General features: G+C 63.5%; 16 protein-coding genes. 10 read left to right on the forward strand and 6 right to left on the reverse strand.

What is annotated here, in order from left to right:
* The first annotated feature begins 84 nt into the window (after positions 1-84).
* Both K675_RS0114110 and sfsA read left to right on the forward strand, forming a co-directional pair.
* Positions 85-1,257 carry a pyridoxal phosphate-dependent aminotransferase gene (locus K675_RS0114110; protein ID WP_017904155.1) on the forward strand — a complete coding sequence of 391 codons (1,173 nt, stop codon included), beginning with the start codon at positions 85-87 and terminating at the stop codon, positions 1,255-1,257.
* Complete coding sequence (gene sfsA, locus K675_RS0114115; protein ID WP_017904156.1) at positions 1,257-1,964, forward strand: DNA/RNA nuclease SfsA; 708 nt, start codon at positions 1,257-1,259, stop codon at positions 1,962-1,964. Before K675_RS0114110 ends, sfsA begins: the two co-directional genes overlap by 1 nt.
* Here the strand turns inward: sfsA and K675_RS0114120 are convergent.
* On the reverse strand, positions 1,961-2,275 hold the full coding sequence (locus tag K675_RS0114120) for a Rieske (2Fe-2S) protein (protein WP_017904157.1): 315 nt from the start codon (positions 2,273-2,275) through the stop codon (positions 1,961-1,963). The two genes, sfsA and K675_RS0114120, sit on opposite strands and share 4 nt — an antisense overlap.
* 211 nt (positions 2,276-2,486) lie before the next feature.
* On the opposite strand from K675_RS0114120, the gene K675_RS0114125 reads away from it, so the two are divergent.
* The 4 genes from K675_RS0114125 to deoC all read left to right on the forward strand — a co-directional run bounded on the left by K675_RS0114125 (position 2,487) and on the right by deoC (position 6,163).
* Positions 2,487-3,362: a heme/hemin ABC transporter substrate-binding protein gene (locus K675_RS0114125; protein WP_017904158.1), complete on the forward strand. Its 876-nt coding sequence runs from the start codon at positions 2,487-2,489 to the stop codon at positions 3,360-3,362.
* A 50-nt stretch (positions 3,363-3,412) separates the two neighbouring features.
* The gene (locus K675_RS0114130; RefSeq protein ID WP_198291646.1) at positions 3,413-4,396 is read left to right on the forward strand and encodes a FecCD family ABC transporter permease; all 984 of its coding nucleotides are present in this window, start codon (positions 3,413-3,415) and stop codon (positions 4,394-4,396) included.
* A complete protein-coding gene (locus tag K675_RS0114135) occupies positions 4,396-5,163 on the forward strand; it encodes a heme ABC transporter ATP-binding protein (protein WP_017904160.1) in 768 nt (255 codons plus the stop codon). The genes K675_RS0114130 and K675_RS0114135 overlap by 1 nt, the downstream gene beginning before the upstream one ends.
* Positions 5,164-5,383: 220 nt before the next feature.
* Positions 5,384-6,163, forward strand: a complete 780-nt coding sequence (gene deoC, locus K675_RS0114140) for a deoxyribose-phosphate aldolase (protein WP_017904161.1) — start codon at positions 5,384-5,386, stop codon at positions 6,161-6,163.
* Positions 6,164-6,373: 210 nt separating this feature from the next.
* Here deoC and K675_RS0114145 read toward each other — a convergent pair whose 3' ends face one another.
* The 4 genes from K675_RS0114145 to K675_RS0114160 all read right to left on the reverse strand — a co-directional run bounded on the left by K675_RS0114145 (position 6,374) and on the right by K675_RS0114160 (position 9,688).
* Positions 6,374-7,174, reverse strand: coding sequence for a Crp/Fnr family transcriptional regulator (locus tag K675_RS0114145; protein ID WP_017904162.1), 801 nt, complete (start codon positions 7,172-7,174; stop codon positions 6,374-6,376).
* A gap of 15 nt (positions 7,175-7,189) precedes the next feature.
* Positions 7,190-7,462 carry a TfoX/Sxy family protein gene (locus K675_RS0114150; RefSeq protein WP_010444127.1) on the reverse strand — a complete coding sequence of 91 codons (273 nt, stop codon included), beginning with the start codon at positions 7,460-7,462 and terminating at the stop codon, positions 7,190-7,192.
* A 234-nt stretch (positions 7,463-7,696) separates the two neighbouring features.
* Entirely contained in the window at positions 7,697-8,041 is a 345-nt protein-coding gene (locus K675_RS0114155; RefSeq protein WP_017904163.1) for a pentapeptide repeat-containing protein, read from the reverse strand.
* Between the two features lie 90 nt (positions 8,042-8,131).
* Positions 8,132-9,688 carry an AAA family ATPase gene (locus K675_RS0114160; protein WP_017904164.1) on the reverse strand — a complete coding sequence of 519 codons (1,557 nt, stop codon included), beginning with the start codon at positions 9,686-9,688 and terminating at the stop codon, positions 8,132-8,134.
* A 115-nt stretch (positions 9,689-9,803) separates the two neighbouring features.
* On the opposite strand from K675_RS0114160, the gene mrcB reads away from it, so the two are divergent.
* Genes mrcB through K675_RS0114175 form a run of 3 tightly spaced genes read left to right on the forward strand, consistent with a single transcriptional unit; the run spans position 9,804 to position 13,217 of the window.
* A complete protein-coding gene (mrcB, locus tag K675_RS0114165; RefSeq protein ID WP_026145187.1) occupies positions 9,804-12,128 on the forward strand; it encodes a penicillin-binding protein 1B in 2,325 nt (774 codons plus the stop codon).
* Between the two features lie 16 nt (positions 12,129-12,144).
* Complete coding sequence (locus K675_RS0114170) at positions 12,145-12,888, forward strand: tetratricopeptide repeat protein (RefSeq protein ID WP_026145188.1); 744 nt, start codon at positions 12,145-12,147, stop codon at positions 12,886-12,888.
* Positions 12,888-13,217, forward strand: coding sequence for a YqcC family protein (locus tag K675_RS0114175; RefSeq protein ID WP_026145189.1), 330 nt, complete (start codon positions 12,888-12,890; stop codon positions 13,215-13,217). Before K675_RS0114170 ends, K675_RS0114175 begins: the two co-directional genes overlap by 1 nt.
* Positions 13,218-13,333: 116 nt before the next feature.
* Here K675_RS0114175 and K675_RS0114180 read toward each other — a convergent pair whose 3' ends face one another.
* Positions 13,334-13,765: a DUF4124 domain-containing protein gene (locus tag K675_RS0114180; RefSeq protein WP_017904168.1), complete on the reverse strand. Its 432-nt coding sequence runs from the start codon at positions 13,763-13,765 to the stop codon at positions 13,334-13,336.
* 411 nt (positions 13,766-14,176) lie between these two features.
* Between K675_RS0114180 and K675_RS0114190 the strand changes: the two genes are divergently transcribed.
* On the forward strand, positions 14,177-15,657 hold a 1,481-nt coding region (locus tag K675_RS0114190), incomplete at its 3' end, for an acetolactate synthase 3 large subunit (RefSeq protein WP_037006503.1).

The following is a 15,657-nucleotide window of genomic DNA, read 5'->3' on the forward strand; positions in this document are numbered from 1 at the left end:
TTTAAAGGTTCCCGACGGCCTGCGCTCGGGTAAGATCAGCGTTTGCCCAAAGCGATTTTGCCTACCCGAATGCAAGGAATGCCAATGGCTCAGCCCTACAGTGCGCGCAGCCGCGCGATCGAACCGTTCCACGTGATGGCCCTGCTGGCACGCGCCAACGAACTGCAGGCCGCCGGACACGACGTGATCCATCTCGAAATCGGCGAGCCGGATTTCACCACCGCCGAGCCGATCATCCGGGCCGGCCAGGCGGCCCTGGCCGCGGGCAAGACGAGCTATACCGCTGCCCGCGGTCTGCCGCAACTGCGCGAGGCGATCGCCGGTTTCTACCGGCAGCGCTATGGCCTGGACATCGATCCGCGGCGCATCCTGGTCACCCCTGGTGGCTCCGGTGCACTGCTGCTGGCCAGCAGCCTGCTGGTGGACCCGGGCAAGCACTGGCTGCTGGCCGACCCGGGCTACCCGTGCAACCGCCACTTCCTGCGCCTGGTGGAGGGGGCTGCACAGTTGGTGCCGGTCGGGCCGGATGTCCGTTACCAGTTGACCGCCGGGCTGGTGGATCGGCACTGGAATCAGGACAGCGTCGGTGCCCTGGTCGCCTCCCCGGCGAACCCGACCGGAACCCTGCTGAGCCGTGACGAACTGGCCGGGCTGTCGAAGGCGGTCAAGGCCCATGGCGGTCACCTGGTGGTCGATGAGATCTATCATGGGCTGACCTATGGTTGCGACGCCGCCAGTGTGCTGGAAGTCGACGACGGTGCTTTCGTCCTGAATAGCTTTTCCAAATATTTCGGCATGACCGGCTGGCGCCTGGGGTGGCTGGTGGCGCCACCGGAAGCGGTGCCCGAATTGGAGAAGCTGGCCCAGAACCTCTACATCAGCGCCCCGAGCATGGCCCAGTATGCGGCTCTGGCCTGTTTCGAACCGCAGACCCTGGACATTCTCGAAGAGCGCCGGGCCGAGTTTGCCCGTCGTCGGGATTTCCTCCTTCCAGCCTTGCGCGAGCTGGGTTTCGGCATTGCGGTAGAGCCTGAAGGGGCGTTCTACCTGTATGCGGATGTCAGCGCGTTCGGCGGCGATGCCTTCGCGTTCTGCAAGCATTTCCTGGAGACCGAACACGTGGCGTTCACCCCGGGCCTGGACTTCGGTCATCACTTGGCCAGTCAGCACGTGCGGTTCGCCTACACCCAGAGCCTGCCGCGCCTGCAGGAAGCGGTGGAGCGGATTGCCCGCGGCCTGCGGAGCTGGCAAGGCTGATGCGCTTTTCTCCCGCACTCGAGGAAGGACGGCTGGTCAGGCGCTACAAGCGTTTCCTGGCGGATATCGAGACCGCGAGCGGCGATCTGCTGACGATTCACTGCCCGAACACCGGTTCGATGCTCAACTGCATGGTCGAAGGCGGGCAGGTCTGGTTCAGCCGTTCCAACGACCCCAAGCGCAAATTGCCCGGTACCTGGGAAATCGGCGAGACCCCCCAGGGGCGGTTGGCCTGTATCAACACGGCGCGGGCCAACCCGTTGATCGAGGAAGCATTGCGTGCCGGCATGATCAGCGAGCTGGCCGGTTTCACCGGGCTCAAGCGTGAGGTCGCCTATGGTCAGGAGAACAGTCGGGTCGACTTTCGCCTGGATTACCCGGCGGGGCCGGCGTTCGTCGAGGTGAAAAGCGTCACTCTCGGCTTTGACGCCACCGCGGTGGCGGCCTTTCCGGATGCGGTGACCCTGCGTGGCGCCAAGCACCTGCGCGAGCTGGCCGCGCTGGCGCGTGAGGGGGTACGGGCGGTGCAGTTGTACTGCGTGAATCTGACGGGTATCGAGGCGGTGCGTCCGGCGCGGGAAATCGACCCGGCCTACGCCCAGGCGCTGCGGGAAGCGGTGGCGGCGGGCGTCGAGGTGCTGGCCTATGGTGTCAGCCTGAGTGCCGAGGAAGTCCGTGTGGATCGGCGCCTGCCGGTGCTGCTCTAGCAGACCCAGACGCCTTCGGCGTCTTCCCGGCAGTCCAGCGCCGTCAGCGATTGCCCGGCGCAGGGCCCGGCCACGCATTCACCGCTTTCGATCAGGAACAGGGCGCCATGGGTGGCGCACTGGATCAGGCTGGCGCTGGGGTCGAGAAACTGGTCGGGCCGCCACTCCAGGGCAATTCCGCGATGCGGGCAGCGATTGCGATAGACATAGACCCGCCCCCCACGACGCACGGCCAGCAAGGCGCTGCCGTCCAGCTCGAAACCGCGGCTGCTGTTGTTGGCGAGGCTGTCTGAAGCGCAGAGAAATTTCATCTCGATCCTTTTCCGCATCGATCTTTTGCAAGCCGGTCTTGCCTTTATAGGAAGAGGATAAGGCAATTGATGAGCAGCGGAGAAACCTGTGGCAAGAGATATTCCAGGTTGACGGTCAAATGCAAATAATTATCAAATAGATGCTCGCTTGAGGCGGGTCTGCATTTTCCCTCGCCCTGTCGCTTGATCACCTTTCGAAGGATGTTTGCCCATGCGCCTGAGTTCACGCCTGATTGCCCTGGGAGCCGCGCTGTCGCTCAGCCACACGGTGCTGGCCGGGGAAGTGCCGCAGCGCTGGGTCAGTGCCGGCGGCGCGTTGTCGGAGTGGGTCAGTGCGCTGGGCGCGCAATCGCGGTTGGTGGGGGTCGATACCACCAGTCAGCACCCCGAGAGCCTCAAGGCGCTGCCGAGCATCGGCTATCAGCGTCAACTGTCGGCAGAAGGCATCCTCAGCCTGCGCCCGCAGATTCTGATCGGCACCGAGGAAATGGGGCCGCCGCCCGTGCTGGCGCAGGTCCGCGGAGCCGGGGTGCAGGTGGAGCTGTTCTCCGCCGCGCCGGATTTGCCGAGCCTGCAAGGCAACCTGCGGCACCTGGGCAAGTTGCTGGGTGATGAACAGCGGGCTGCGCAGGTGTTCCAAGGGTATCGGCAGCAGCTCGACCAGCAGCAGGCCAGCCTCGGACAGATCCAGGCCGGGCGGTCGGCGCCTGGGGTCCTGCTGCTGATCGGCAATGCCGGGGGCAAACCGCTGATCGCTGGCAAGGGTACCGCCGCCGAGTGGCTGGTGACCCAGGCGGGCGGCCATAACCTGGCGACCCACGATGGCTACAAGCCGTTTTCGGTCGAAGCCCTGGCCGGCTTGAATCCCGAGGTGCTGGTGTTCGCCGATCGCAGCCTGAGCGGCGACGCCGCCCGCCAGGCGCTGCTGAAGGAAAACCCGATCCTGGCCTCTACGCGGGCGGCCAGATCCGGCCGGCTCTTCGAGCTCGATCCGACCTTGCTGGTCGGTGGGCTCGGCCCGCGGTTGCCCGAGTCGCTGAGGAAACTCACCGGCGAGTTCTATGCGAAGGCTCCGGGCGCGCCATGACCGCACCGATCAGGCCCCGCGCCGTGTTCATCGGTCTGGGCCTGTTGTGCCTGCTGGCAATCTGGTTTTCGCTGGCCTTGGGACCGGTCCGTCTGCCTCTGGCCGATGTCCTGCATGCGGCCTTGCGCCTGCTGGGCCTGCCGCTTCCGGCCGAAGGGCTGGAGCAGGCGGAACTGATCCTCGGGCAGATCCGCCTGCCGCGAACCCTGTTGGGGCTGGCGGTGGGCGGGGTGTTGGCGCTGTCCGGCGTCGCCATGCAGGGATTGTTCCGCAACCCGCTGGCCGACCCGGGGTTGGTCGGCGTTTCCAGTGGCGCGGCGCTCGGCGCGGCGATTGCGATTGTCGGTGCGGAGGCATTCGGCGGTTTGCCGGAGGTGATGGGGCCCTATCTGCTGTCGCTCTGCGCTTTCCTCGGCGGGCTCTCGGTGACGGCGCTGGTCTATCGGCTGGGGCGTCGCAATGGTCAGACCAGCGTGGCGACCATGTTGCTGGCGGGGATTGCCCTGACCGCCCTGGCCAGTTCGGCGGTCGGGCTCTTTACCTACCTGGCCGACGATGCGACCTTGCGTACCCTGACCTTCTGGAATCTGGGCAGCCTCAATGGCGCCAGTTATGCGCGATTGTGGCCACTGCTGCTGATCACGGCTGGCGTGGCGCTGTGGTTGCCGCGCCGGGCCAGGGCACTGAATGCACTGCTGCTGGGCGAGTCGGAGGCCGGTCACCTGGGCATCGAGGTCGAAGGGCTCAAGCGTGAATTGGTGCTGTGCACTGCCCTGGGGGTCGGGTCGGCGGTGGCGGCTGCCGGCATGATCGGTTTCATCGGCCTGGTGGTGCCGCACCTGGTGCGTCTGCTGGTGGGGCCGGATCACCGGGTACTGCTGCCGGCATCGGTAATGGCCGGAGGCTGCCTGCTGTTGTTCGCCGATCTGGTGGCGCGCCTGGCGCTGGCACCGGCTGAACTGCCGATCGGCATCGTCACGGCCTTCCTGGGTGCGCCTTTCTTTCTGTATCTGCTGTTGCGGGGGCGCGCCTGATGCTGCGAGTGGAGAAGCTGACGATCCGTCGCGGCTCGAAGACCGTGCTGGCGGACATCGATCTTGAGCTCAAGCCCGGTGAGTTGCTCGGTGTGCTGGGACCCAACGGTGCCGGCAAGAGCACCTTGCTCGGAGCCCTCTGCGGCGAACTGACTCCGAACCAGGGACGTGTCTGGCTCGATCGGCAGCCCCTGGCTCACTGGCGGGGGGCGCAGCGGGCACAGCGCCTGGCGGTGCTGCCGCAGACCTCGACCCTCGATTTCGCCTTTCGCGTCGAAGAGGTGGTCGGCATGGGACGCCTGCCACACCAGACCGGGCAGTTGCGCGACCGGGAAATCGTCAGCCTGGCCCTGCACGCCGCAGACGCCGCCCACCTGGCCGGTCGCAGCTACCTGGCGTTGTCCGGCGGCGAGCGCCAGCGCGTGCACCTGGCCCGGGTGTTGGCGCAGCTCTGGCCGGGGCACGGCGGCCAGACGCTGCTGCTCGACGAGCCGACCTCGATGCTTGATCCGCTGCACCAGCACACCACCCTGCAGGCGATTCGCGAGTTCGCCGACCGCGGCGCCGCGGTGCTGATCATCCTGCACGATCTCAACCTGGCGGCGCGCTACTGTGATCGCCTGCTGCTTCTGGAACAGGGCTGTCCCCGTGCCCTGGCAAGCCCCGCGGAGGTGCTGCAGGCCGACATGCTAAAGAGCGTGTTCGGCCTGGAGGTGCTGGTATTGCCTCATCCCGAGCGCGGGCATCCGTTGATCGTCGCTCGCTGAGGCATGCGCCGCGTCAGTCAATCCGTCCATTGGTTGTAGGCTGCTTCGGAAATCCCGCCGACATGAGGCGATAGACGGATTTTTGTGGGACTGACACCTGTGTGGTCAAAGATGTTTCCTGTTCTTGTGTAGTCGGGCTCTTTGTCTTTGGCTCTCCCTGATTTCCGCCGAATGAGTCCTTTATTGTGTCCAGGTGGTGTGATCGGATGTGGGAGCAAACATGAAGCAGATTAATCAGACGGACCGGCAGTTGGCGCACCAGGCCCTGGGTCTGCTCGACCTGACCTCGTTGAGCAACGATGACGATGCCGAGCGAATCGTTTCGCTGTGTCAGCGGGCCATGACGCCGTTCGGGCCGGTGGCCGCGGTGTGCGTTTTTCCGCGATTCGTCGCTCTGGCGCGCAAGACCCTCGACAGCCTGGGGGCGCAGGGCATCCGGGTGGCCACGGTGGTCAACTTCCCCTATGGCGGGCCGAATGTGGCGTCGGCCGTCTCGGAGACGGAAGCGGTGCTCAGGGCCGGTGCGAACGAGGTGGACCTGGTCTACCCCTATCGTTCGCTGCTGATGGGCGATACGCAGACGGGGCTGACCATGGTGTCGGCCTGTCGTGATCTGTGCACGGGGCGCGCCAGGCTCAAGGTGATCCTGGAGACCGGTGAGTTGCGTGACCCGCAAATGATTCGTCAGGCCAGCCAGGATGCGATTGCCGCGGGTGCCGATTTTCTCAAGACCAGTACCGGCAAGGTGCTCATCAATGCGACCGAACAGGCGGTGCGGATCATGCTCGAGGCGATTGCCGAGCGGGGTGGGCTGGTGGGCCTGAAAGCGGCGGGCGGTATTCGCACCCTGGCCGATGCCCGGACCTACATCGAGCTGGCCCGCAGCCGCTTCGGCGCGGGCTGGGTCGACGCCGATCATTTGCGTCTGGGGGCCTCGGGGCTGCTGGACGAACTGCTGGCACACCTGGAGTGGTCGACGGAGTCCTCGGGCAACGACTGAGCAGCGGCTTGCTCCAGGCAAAAAAAGACCCGGCAAAAAGCCGGGTCAATAACCGTGATTAGCCTGATGAGGAGATAATCTGAAGAGTCCGAACCAAGGGCCTTTCAGAAAATCCAACCGATCTCGCGATCAGTTGTGATAATCATAACGATTCTCATTTCTAAGTCAACCGCTTTTTTCCGACCGTTCGTCGCCGTTCCTTGTGTGGGCTCAACCGGAGGGCCTGGTTGTATTGAGGCGGGTGACTTCCCTGTTCAGCAGGTCGATGCGGCGAGCCATGCTCTGGATCAGGCTGTGGGCGATGCGCGGGTTGCTCTGGGTCAGGCTGAGGAACTGCTCCTTGGGGATCAGGATGACCGAGCAGGGCTGGCTGGCAATCACCGTGGCGCTGCGTTTCTCGCCGGTGAACACCGCCATGGCGCCGAAAATCTCATCCTTGGGCACGTCACCGACCTTGTGGCCGTCGACAAAGGCTTCGGCGTGTCCTTCGATAATGATGAAGACGTGATCGGCCTCGTCGCCCTGGCGGATCAGCACCTCACCGGTCGCTACCTGCTGGAAGCCATTGCTGCTGCGAAACTCCGGCTGCTTGAGGCGGGTGACGGCGTCCGACAGCAGGGCGGTCTGGCCCACCAGGTAGCGCAGCAGCATTTCGCTGCGGGTTTCGTCGGCGTGGATATGCTGGAACACCGCGCGTCGCTGGTAAGGCAGCAGGCGCAGCGGGCCATCGCTGCTCAGCAGGCAGCGTGGCCAGTCGATACCCTGGCGCAGGCCCACCAGGTCGCCTTCATGCAGATAGAACAGGGGGCGTTCGTCGACCCTTGCATGCACCAGGCCGCTTTCGATCAGGTAGAGCCGATCGTCGACCAGTTGCGGGGCAAGATCGGCGCTTTCTTCGAGTTCGATGGCTTCATCACAGGGGGACAAGCCTTCCAGTAGTCGAGCGGGAATGCTCTGCAGCCGATTGATCAATTCATCGGCGTACGCCGGTTGCTCCCCGAGTAGATACATGACAAACCTGCGCAATCAATTCTTATGGCGTGACGATATCGCTTCCAGTTGTTTATTCAAGGCCTCTTTGCGTTCCAATGGGATGTCATTCCAGTGAATGTCCATCAGTGCACCCTCGATGGCGTACAGCAGCACTTTCGAGGCTCTGAATCCCCGGGTTCTCACGGCTCGATAGGCGTCCACTGCCCCTAGCCGACGCAAGTCCGATGCGCTGTGGATGCCCACCGCGTGCAGCCATTGCGCGGACGTCTTGCCCAGGTTTTTCAGATGTTGCAGTTCATCGTTCATCAAGCCTCCTTGCGATGGCCGAACGCTGCGTTGACGAGAGTAGGCAAGCCTGAAAAGAGTGTAGCGCTCAGTAGGAAAAGCGTGGTTCGTTGGTCGGTTTGGGCGCAAAAGCTTCTAAGGGCCAGCGCGAAGCTGCGCTGGTCCGCTGAAGTCTGGAAAGGGATATGCAATACCTGCCGCTGCCCGGGGCTTCGTCTGGCGCCGGACTCAACGACTGCCACGCTACCGGACGGGTCACTCCGGTTCGTAGCGCATCCGCGTGCCGAACTGGACCGACATCAGGATTTCCGCCGCCTTCAGTTGGGGAGGGAAGTAGGCGCCGGAAATCTGTGCGTGGGCCACGCTGGCACCTTCGAGCCGGGAGTTCTGGAAATCCACCCCGCGCAGGTCGGCGGAACGGAAGTAGGCATTGGTGAAGTCGATCCCGTCGGCGTTCAGTTCACGCAGGTCGAGACCGCGGAAGTCTCCGCCGCGCATGTCGATCGGGCCGTCCTTGGGACGGGCCTTGTTGAAGCCGGCAATATCATCCTTGTGCAGCAAGGCATACAAGGCAGAGTCGAGAAGCTTGGGCTGGCTCATGGGGCGTCTCCCGTTGGTTTTATGACGCCAGTATAATGCCACTATGTTTCAGCCGTGAAGCGATTGCGGCTTCACGGCTGAATATAGTTTCTACAGATTAGGCAAGCGCAGGCGAATTTGCGCGATCAGGGTGTCGAGACTGCCACTTTCGTTGGTCTGGACGCGCTTGGTGTGGAGGATTTCATCGGCCCCCAGCGCTTCGCGGGAAGCCTGCTGCGCGGCGATGACTTCCAGGGTCGCATCGGAAGGGTCGACAGCGTCGGCCTGGCGTTGTGCCAACCAGTTTTCGATGACCGCCTGGGGGGCGTCGCAATCGATGATCAGGCACGGTGCCCCGGTGGCCTCGGCAACCTTGGCGGCGGCATCGCGCTGGTCGCGCTTGAGGTAGGTGGCATCGATCACCACCGGGAAGCCGGCACGCAGGATGATGTCGGCGACTTCGTGCAGGCGTTGGTAGGTTTGTGCGCTGGCGTTCCGGCTGTAGATGCCGGCACCGACGTCCTGGCTGCCCGGCTGCTGGCCGAACAGGCGCTTGCGTTCGACGTCCGAGCGCAGGCGTACCGCACCCAGTGCCTCGACCAGGCGCATGGCGACGTGGCTCTTGCCGACCGCCGAGACGCCGTGGGTGATCGCCAGGAAGCGCGACGGAATGGTGCTGTAGCTTTCCGCCAGATTGGCATAGTTGCGGTACTGGCGCAGGGTGGTCGCGCGTTGCACGGCGGTGGCTTCGGGCGACAGGCTGAACAGCGCGACCTTGGCCCGTACCAGGGCGCGATAGGCCTTGTAGAAGTTCAGAACTTCCAGGCCCTGGTAGTCGCCGGTCAGTTCCAGGTACTGGCTGATGAAGCGGCGGGCCAGGCTCTTGAGTCCACGGTCTTCCAGGTCCATGGCCAGGAAGGCGGTATCGGCATAGACGTCGGTGAAACGGAACGGCTCGTTGAACTCGATGCAGTCGAAGATCACCACCTTGCCATCGATCACGGTGGCGTTGCCGAGGTGGATATCACCGTGGCACTCGCGGATGAAACCTGCGGCCTTGCGCTGGGCCAACAGCGGCTTGAGGCGCTCGAAGCTGGATTCTGCCCAGGCCTGCAGGGCATCGAGTTGCTGCAGGTCAGCCTTGTCCTGAAGGAAGGGACGAATCTGCTCGAAGTTCTGACGGACAGGGTCCATGACCGCTTCCGGCGTGCCCTGGTAGTGCTCCTGGGGGACGTGCGGGGCGTTCAGGTGGAACTGCGCGATCTGCTGGGCCATCTCGTCGATATGGCGGGTGGTCAGCTCGCCGTTGGCCTGCAGCGTGCTGAGCAGCTGGCTTTGTGGGAACTGGCGCATTTTCAGCACATATTCGATGGCCGGGCCGTCGCCGCCCAGTTGCGGTGCCTCGGCGCTACCGGTGATCGGCAGGACTTCCAGGTACAGGTCGTCGGTCAGGCGCTGGTTCAGGCGCAGTTCTTCATTGCAGAAGTGGCCGCGGGCCGACAGTTCGGTGAAGTCGAGGAAACCGAAGTTCATCGGTTTCTTGATCTTGTAGGCGTAGGACCCGGTGAGCAGCACCCAGGAAATGTGGGTTTCGATGAGCTGGAACCCTTCTACCGGATGCGGATAGAGGGCCGGGTTTTGCAAGGCGGCGATCAGGGACTGGCTCACGAGCGATCCTTCAGAGGTCAGAAATTCAAGGGCGTCATTATGGCTGCTCGGGTGGGGAGTGCAAACCGCCGGGTGTGCATGTTGATCATGAATAAAGTGCGTATAATCCGCGCCCATGACTCGTACCCGATCCCCTCGTTCCAAACCCAAACCTCCGTCCGGTGGCCTTCGTCCCTGGCTCGGCTGGGCGCTCAAGCTCAGTCTGGTCGGTCTTGTGGTGCTGGCCGGCTTTGCCGTCTACCTCGATGCCGTGGTGCAGGAGAAATTCTCCGGCAAGCGCTGGACCATTCCGGCCAAGGTCTATGCCCGACCGCTGGAGTTGTTCGTCGGCCAGAAGCTGAGCAAGGAAGACTTCCTGACCGAGCTCGATGCCCTCGGCTACCGGCGTGAGTCGGTGGTCAATGGCCCCGGCGCGGCATCCGTCAATGGCAACACGGTCGACCTGAATACCCGTGGCTTCCAGTTCTACGAAGGAATGGAAGCTGCCCAGTCGGTACGGGTGCGCTTCTCCGGCGACTACGTGGCCGAACTGGCCGGGCTCAATGGCGCGAAACTCTCGGTGGTGCGCCTGGAACCGCTGCTGATCGGCGGCCTGTACCCGAAAAACCTCGAAGACCGGATCCTGATCAAGCTCGACCAGGTACCGCCGTACCTGATCGATACCCTGGTGACGGTGGAAGACCGCGACTTCTATCACCATTTCGGGGTTTCGCCGAAGTCGATTGCCCGGGCGATCTGGGTCAACACCTCGTCCGGGCAGATGCGCCAGGGCGGCAGTACGCTGACCCAGCAGTTGGTGAAGAACTTCTTCCTGACCAACGAACGCAGCCTGAGTCGCAAGCTCACCGAAGCCATGATGTCGGTGCTGCTGGAAGTGCACTACAGCAAGCAGGAAATTCTCGAGGCCTACCTCAACGAGGTCTTCATTGGCCAGGACGGCCAGCGTGCCGTGCATGGCTTCGGTCTGGCCAGCCAGTTTTTCTTCAGCCAGCCGCTGGCCGAGCTGAAGCTGCACCAGGTCGCCTTGCTGGTGGGCATGGTCAAGGGACCGTCCTACTACAATCCGAGGCGTTATCCGGACCGGGCGCTGGAACGACGCAACCTGGTGCTTGACCTGCTGGCCCAGCAGGGCGTGGTGACCACCGAGCAGGCCGAGGCCGCGAAGAAGATGCCGCTGGGCGTGACCAAGCGTGGCAGCCTGGCCGACAGTTCGTTCCCCGGCTTCCTCGACCTGGTCAAGCGCCAGTTGCGCGAAGATTATCGCGACGAAGACTTGACCGAGGAGGGGCTGCGCATCTTCACCAGCTTCGACCCGATTCTGCAGATGAAGGCCGAGGCCTCGGTCAATGACACCTTCAAGCGCCTGGGGGCCCGCAAGGGCGCCGAGGATGTGGAAGCGGCCATGGTGGTGACCAACCCGGAAACCGGTGAGGTCCAGGCCATGATCGGTAGCCGCCAACCCGGCTTCGCCGGTTTCAACCGTGCCCTGGATGCCGTGCGCAACATCGGCTCGCTGATCAAGCCGGCGGTCTACCTGACGGCGCTGGAGAAACCGAGCCAGTACACCCTGACCAGCTGGCTTTCGGACGAGGCGTTTTCGGTGAAGGGCGCGGACGGGCAGGTCTGGAAACCGCAGAACTTCGATCGCCGTTCCCATGGCACGATCTTCCTGTATCAGGGGCTGGCGCATTCCTACAATCTGTCGACGGCGCGCCTTGGCCTGGAAGTCGGCGTGCCAAATGTGCTGAAGACCGTTGCCCGCCTGGGCATCACCCGCGAGTTCCCGGCCTATCCGTCGATTCTGCTGGGCGCTGGCGGCATGACGCCGATGGAAGTGGCAACCATGTACCAGACCCTCGCCAACGGCGGTTTCAATACGCCGATGCGCGGCATCCGCAGCGTGCTGACGGCCGAGGGCGAACCGCTCAAGCGTTATCCGTTCCAGGTCCAGCAGCGTTTCGATCCGGGCTCGATCTACCTGATCCAGGCCGCCATGCAGCGGGTGATGCGCGAGGGTACCGGGGCCAGTGCCTACAACGTCCTGCCCAAGACACTGACCCTGGCGGGCAAGTCCGGCACCAGTAACGACTCCCGTGACAGCTGGTTCGCCGGGTTCAGCCAGGACCTGCTGGCCGTGGTCTGGCTGGGGCGCGACGACAACGGCAAGACGCCGTTCACCGGTGCCACCGGCGCGCTGCAGGTGTGGACCAGTTTCATGAAGAAATCCGATCCGCTGCCGCTGGACATGCCGCAACCGGATAACATTGTTCAGGCCTGGATCGATCCACACACCGGGCAGGGCTCCGATGCCAACTGCCCCGGTGCGGTACAGATGCCGTATATTCGCGGCAGCGAGCCGGCACCCGGTGTGGCTTGCGGTGGTTCGGCGCCCGCGCCGGCCAGCGAAGTGATGGATTGGGTCAAGGGCTGGTTGAATTAAGCGAAGAGGGTTTGCAGTGAACAAATGGTGGTTTCCGGCTTTTACAGCTCTGGCTCTGCTTGGCGGTTGCTCGAGCGTGCCCCATGGTTCGATCCCGGTCGTCGACTCCGGGACAGCCGTCTCCAACAATGACCGGATTTCGGCCAACGGCGGTTTCCGCCAGACCACCGTCCGCCGTGCCGCGCCGAACCAGGCCCAAGCCGTTGCGCAGGATTCCGGCGTGGTGGTGATGGTGCCCGGTGGTGGTGCGGCGACGTCCACGCCGATCAGCAGCGAACCCTGGACCCCGGGGCCGTCCACGACCGGCCCGATCACTCCTGGCCCGGTGGACAGCACGCCGATCCAGACGTCATCGATCAACCAGGGCGGTTACGGTGTGTCGCAACCGAGCGGTATTCCGTCCGGCAATGGCGGTGGCCTGTCGGCGGACGAGCAACTGGATGGTCCGGTCCTCGCCCTGCTGACCACCGCGCAGCAGCAACAGTCGAGCGGCGACCTGAACGGTGCCTCGTCGAGCCTGGAGCGTGCCCAGCGCGTTGCGCCACGTGAACCGCAAGTGCTCTACCGCCTGGCGCAGGTGCGCATGGCCCAGGGCGACGCACCGCAAGCCGAGCAGTTGGCGCGGCGTGGCCTCGGTTTCGCCAACGGACGTCCGGACCTGCAGGCCAGCCTCTGGGAGCTGATCGCCCAGGCGCGGGAAAAGCAGGGTGATGCCGCCGGGGCCGCCCAGGCTCGCCAGAAAGCCCGGGTCAACCTCTGATGGATAGCCGCTTTCCATTGATCGCCGATCAGTTGTTGCTGATCGAGCGCGAGTTGCGTGCCCAGGGCTGGTGGAGCGACGAGCCGCCTGGCGAGGAGGCGCTGTCCAGTGTCGAGCCGTTCAGTGTCGATACGCTGGAGTTCGAGCAGTGGCTGCAGTGGATCTTCCTGCCGAAGATGAAGGTCATCCTTGAGCAGGACCTGCCGCTACCCAATGCTTCGGGCATCCTGGCCATGGCCGAGATGGTCTATGGCCTGCGCCCGGGAGAGGGTGTGGAGTTGCAGGCGCTGCTGGCGCAGTTCGATCGGTTGATCGGCGAGTCCCGCTGATCCGTGGTGAGGGGCTTGCCCCTGCTGGGCCGCAGGGCGGCCCCGCGTTGTGTCTGGGGTTATCGTGGCTGCTTGGCACAAGTCCCCCCGCCAGCGGTTCTGCTTATGTGCGGCGCTCAGGAGCAGTGATCCTCGATTGCCTTGCTCGTCTCTATCAGGCGTGTCTGCCGTTCCTCATCGGTCAGCCGATGCAGTTCCCCATCGACTTCCTCGCGAACCCGCGGGTCGTTCCGCAATTGCGCCAGGTTGGTCCTGGCCCGTTCGCAGAACACCTTGCGCGCCGCTTCCTGCTCGGCCAACTGCTTCTTGACCTTGGCATCCACCGTATTCTGGTCGCCCACCGGCTTGCTGGTCGGAAGGTCGGTCCTCGGCGACGGGCTTGGATTGGGGTTGATCGCCGGGGACACCACGGTCGCGGACTGCCCGGGAGGAGGCATTGCGTCGAAGTGGGTCACGCCCTGGGCGTCCACCCATTTGTAGATCGGGGCGGCCAGGCTCAGCGGGCTCAGGGCAAACAGCAGGCTGGCCATGAGAATGCTCGTACGCATCGGGTTTCCTTGTCAGGCAGTTCAGTTAGCCATGCAGGTCACTAGCATATACCTTGTGTCGGGGTTTTCTGTTGCATTCTCATGCACTTGGTTCGAAGAAAGCGCATAGATGACTTGACTTGAGCGAGGCGAATCAGAACAATCCAAAGTCCGCTGTAGAGGGACTGCCAGAAGCAGACCCGCTCGGCAGATCATGAGGCGCACATCCGCGCCGACCTGTTACACCCGCAACGCGTTACCTCGCGCTGGGTGGGAAACCCCCGCAACACTTTGGGGCACTCCCAATACTTGCTCAGTCAGTGCTGACGTAGTCGGCGACCACCGTCGCTCATGCTCTGTCGAGAAGTAAACCTATTAAGACCCGTCTCCAGTGTCTGTGGACGGTATTCTGGCGTTTTAGAGGTGAACAACGTGGAGCTTTTATCTGGCGGTGAGATGCTCGTCCGCTTCTTGCGTGACGAAGGCGTCAAATATATCTACGGGTACCCGGGTGGTGCTCTTCTTCATGTCTACGATGCCCTGTTCAAGGAACCGGAAGTAACCCACGTCCTGGTTCGCCACGAGCAGGCGGCTACCCATATGGCTGACGGCTACGCCCGTGCCACCGGCAAGGCCGGCGTGGTGCTGGTGACTTCCGGCCCTGGCGCGACCAACGCCATTACCGGTATCGCCACGGCCTACATGGACTCCATCCCCATGGTGATCATCTCCGGTCAGGTGCCCAGCACCCTGGTCGGTACCGATGCGTTCCAGGAAACCGACATGATCGGTATTTCCCGACCGATCGTGAAGCACAGCTTCATGGTCAAGCACGCTTCGGAAATCCCGGAGGTCATGAAGAAGGCGTTCTACCTGGCGCAGTCCGGCCGTCCTGGTCCTGTCGTTGTCGATGTCCCGAAAGACATGACCAACCCGGCCGAAAAGTTCGAATACGTTTTTCCGAAGAAAGCCAAGCTGCGTTCCTACAGCCCGGCGGTGCGCGGCCACTCCGGCCAGATCCGCAAGGCTGCCGAAATGCTCCTGGCCGCCAAGCGTCCGGTACTCTACTCCGGCGGTGGCGTGATTCTCGGTGGCGGCTCCGCGCCACTGACCGAGCTGGCGAAGATGCTCAATCTGCCGGTGACCAACACGCTGATGGGGCTGGGCGGCTACCCTGGCACCGACCGTCAGTTCGTCGGCATGCTCGGCATGCACGGCAGCTACACCGCCAACCTGACCATGCACCATGCCGACGTGATCCTGGCCGTGGGTGCACGCTTCGATGACCGTGTCATCAACGGTGCGCCGAAGTTCTGCCCGAACGCCAAGATCATCCATGTCGACATCGACCCGGCCTCGATCTCCAAGACCATCAAGGCAGACGTGCCTATCGTCGGTCCCGTGGAGAGCGTGCTGACCGAGATGGTCGCTGCCCTCAAGGAGATCGGCGAGACTCCGAACAAGGAGTCGGTGGCCAGTTGGTGGAAGCAGATCGACGAATGGCGTGGCGATCGCGGCCTGTTTCCCTACGACAAGGGCGACGGCAGCATCATCAAGCCACAGACCGTGATCGAGACCCTGTGCGAAGTGACCAAGGGCGATGCCTTCGTCACTTCCGACGTGGGCCAGCACCAGATGTTCGCGGCGCAGTACTACAAGTTCAACAAGCCCAACCGCTGGATCAACTCCGGTGGCCTGGGCACCATGGGCTTCGGTTTCCCGGCGGCCATGGGCATCAAGTTGAATTTCCCGGATTCTGACGTCGCCTGTGTCACCGGCGAAGGCAGTATCCAGATGAACATTCAGGAACTGTCCACCTGCATGCAGTACGGCCTGCCGGTGAAGATCGTCAACCTGAACAACGGTGTGCTCGGCATGGTCCGCCAGTGGCAGGACATGAGCTACGGCAGGCG

The organism is Pseudomonas fuscovaginae SE-1 (assembly GCF_000364705.1).
In the GTDB taxonomy this organism is placed as follows: Bacteria; Pseudomonadota; Gammaproteobacteria; order Pseudomonadales; family Pseudomonadaceae; genus Aquipseudomonas; species Aquipseudomonas fuscovaginae_A.

Bases quoted from the DNA above. Each gene is read 5' to 3' on its own strand.
- K675_RS0114110 (WP_017904155.1), top strand. From the start codon at position 85: ATGGCTCAGCCCTACAGTGCGCGCAGCCGCGCGATCGAACCGTTCCAC.
- sfsA (WP_017904156.1), top strand. From the start codon at position 1,257: ATGCGCTTTTCTCCCGCACTCGAGGAAGGACGGCTGGTCAGGCGCTAC.
- K675_RS0114120 (WP_017904157.1), bottom strand. From the start codon at position 2,275: ATGAAATTTCTCTGCGCTTCAGACAGCCTCGCCAACAACAGCAGCCGC.
- K675_RS0114125 (WP_017904158.1), top strand. From the start codon at position 2,487: ATGCGCCTGAGTTCACGCCTGATTGCCCTGGGAGCCGCGCTGTCGCTC.
- K675_RS0114135 (WP_017904160.1), top strand. From the start codon at position 4,396: ATGCTGCGAGTGGAGAAGCTGACGATCCGTCGCGGCTCGAAGACCGTG.
- deoC (WP_017904161.1), top strand. From the start codon at position 5,384: ATGAAGCAGATTAATCAGACGGACCGGCAGTTGGCGCACCAGGCCCTG.
- K675_RS0114145 (WP_017904162.1), bottom strand. From the start codon at position 7,174: ATGTATCTACTCGGGGAGCAACCGGCGTACGCCGATGAATTGATCAAT.
- K675_RS0114150 (WP_010444127.1), bottom strand. From the start codon at position 7,462: ATGAACGATGAACTGCAACATCTGAAAAACCTGGGCAAGACGTCCGCG.
- K675_RS0114155 (WP_017904163.1), bottom strand. From the start codon at position 8,041: ATGAGCCAGCCCAAGCTTCTCGACTCTGCCTTGTATGCCTTGCTGCAC.
- mrcB (WP_026145187.1), top strand. From the start codon at position 9,804: ATGACTCGTACCCGATCCCCTCGTTCCAAACCCAAACCTCCGTCCGGT.
- K675_RS0114175 (WP_026145189.1), top strand. From the start codon at position 12,888: ATGGATAGCCGCTTTCCATTGATCGCCGATCAGTTGTTGCTGATCGAG.
- K675_RS0114180 (WP_017904168.1), bottom strand. From the start codon at position 13,765: ATGCGTACGAGCATTCTCATGGCCAGCCTGCTGTTTGCCCTGAGCCCG.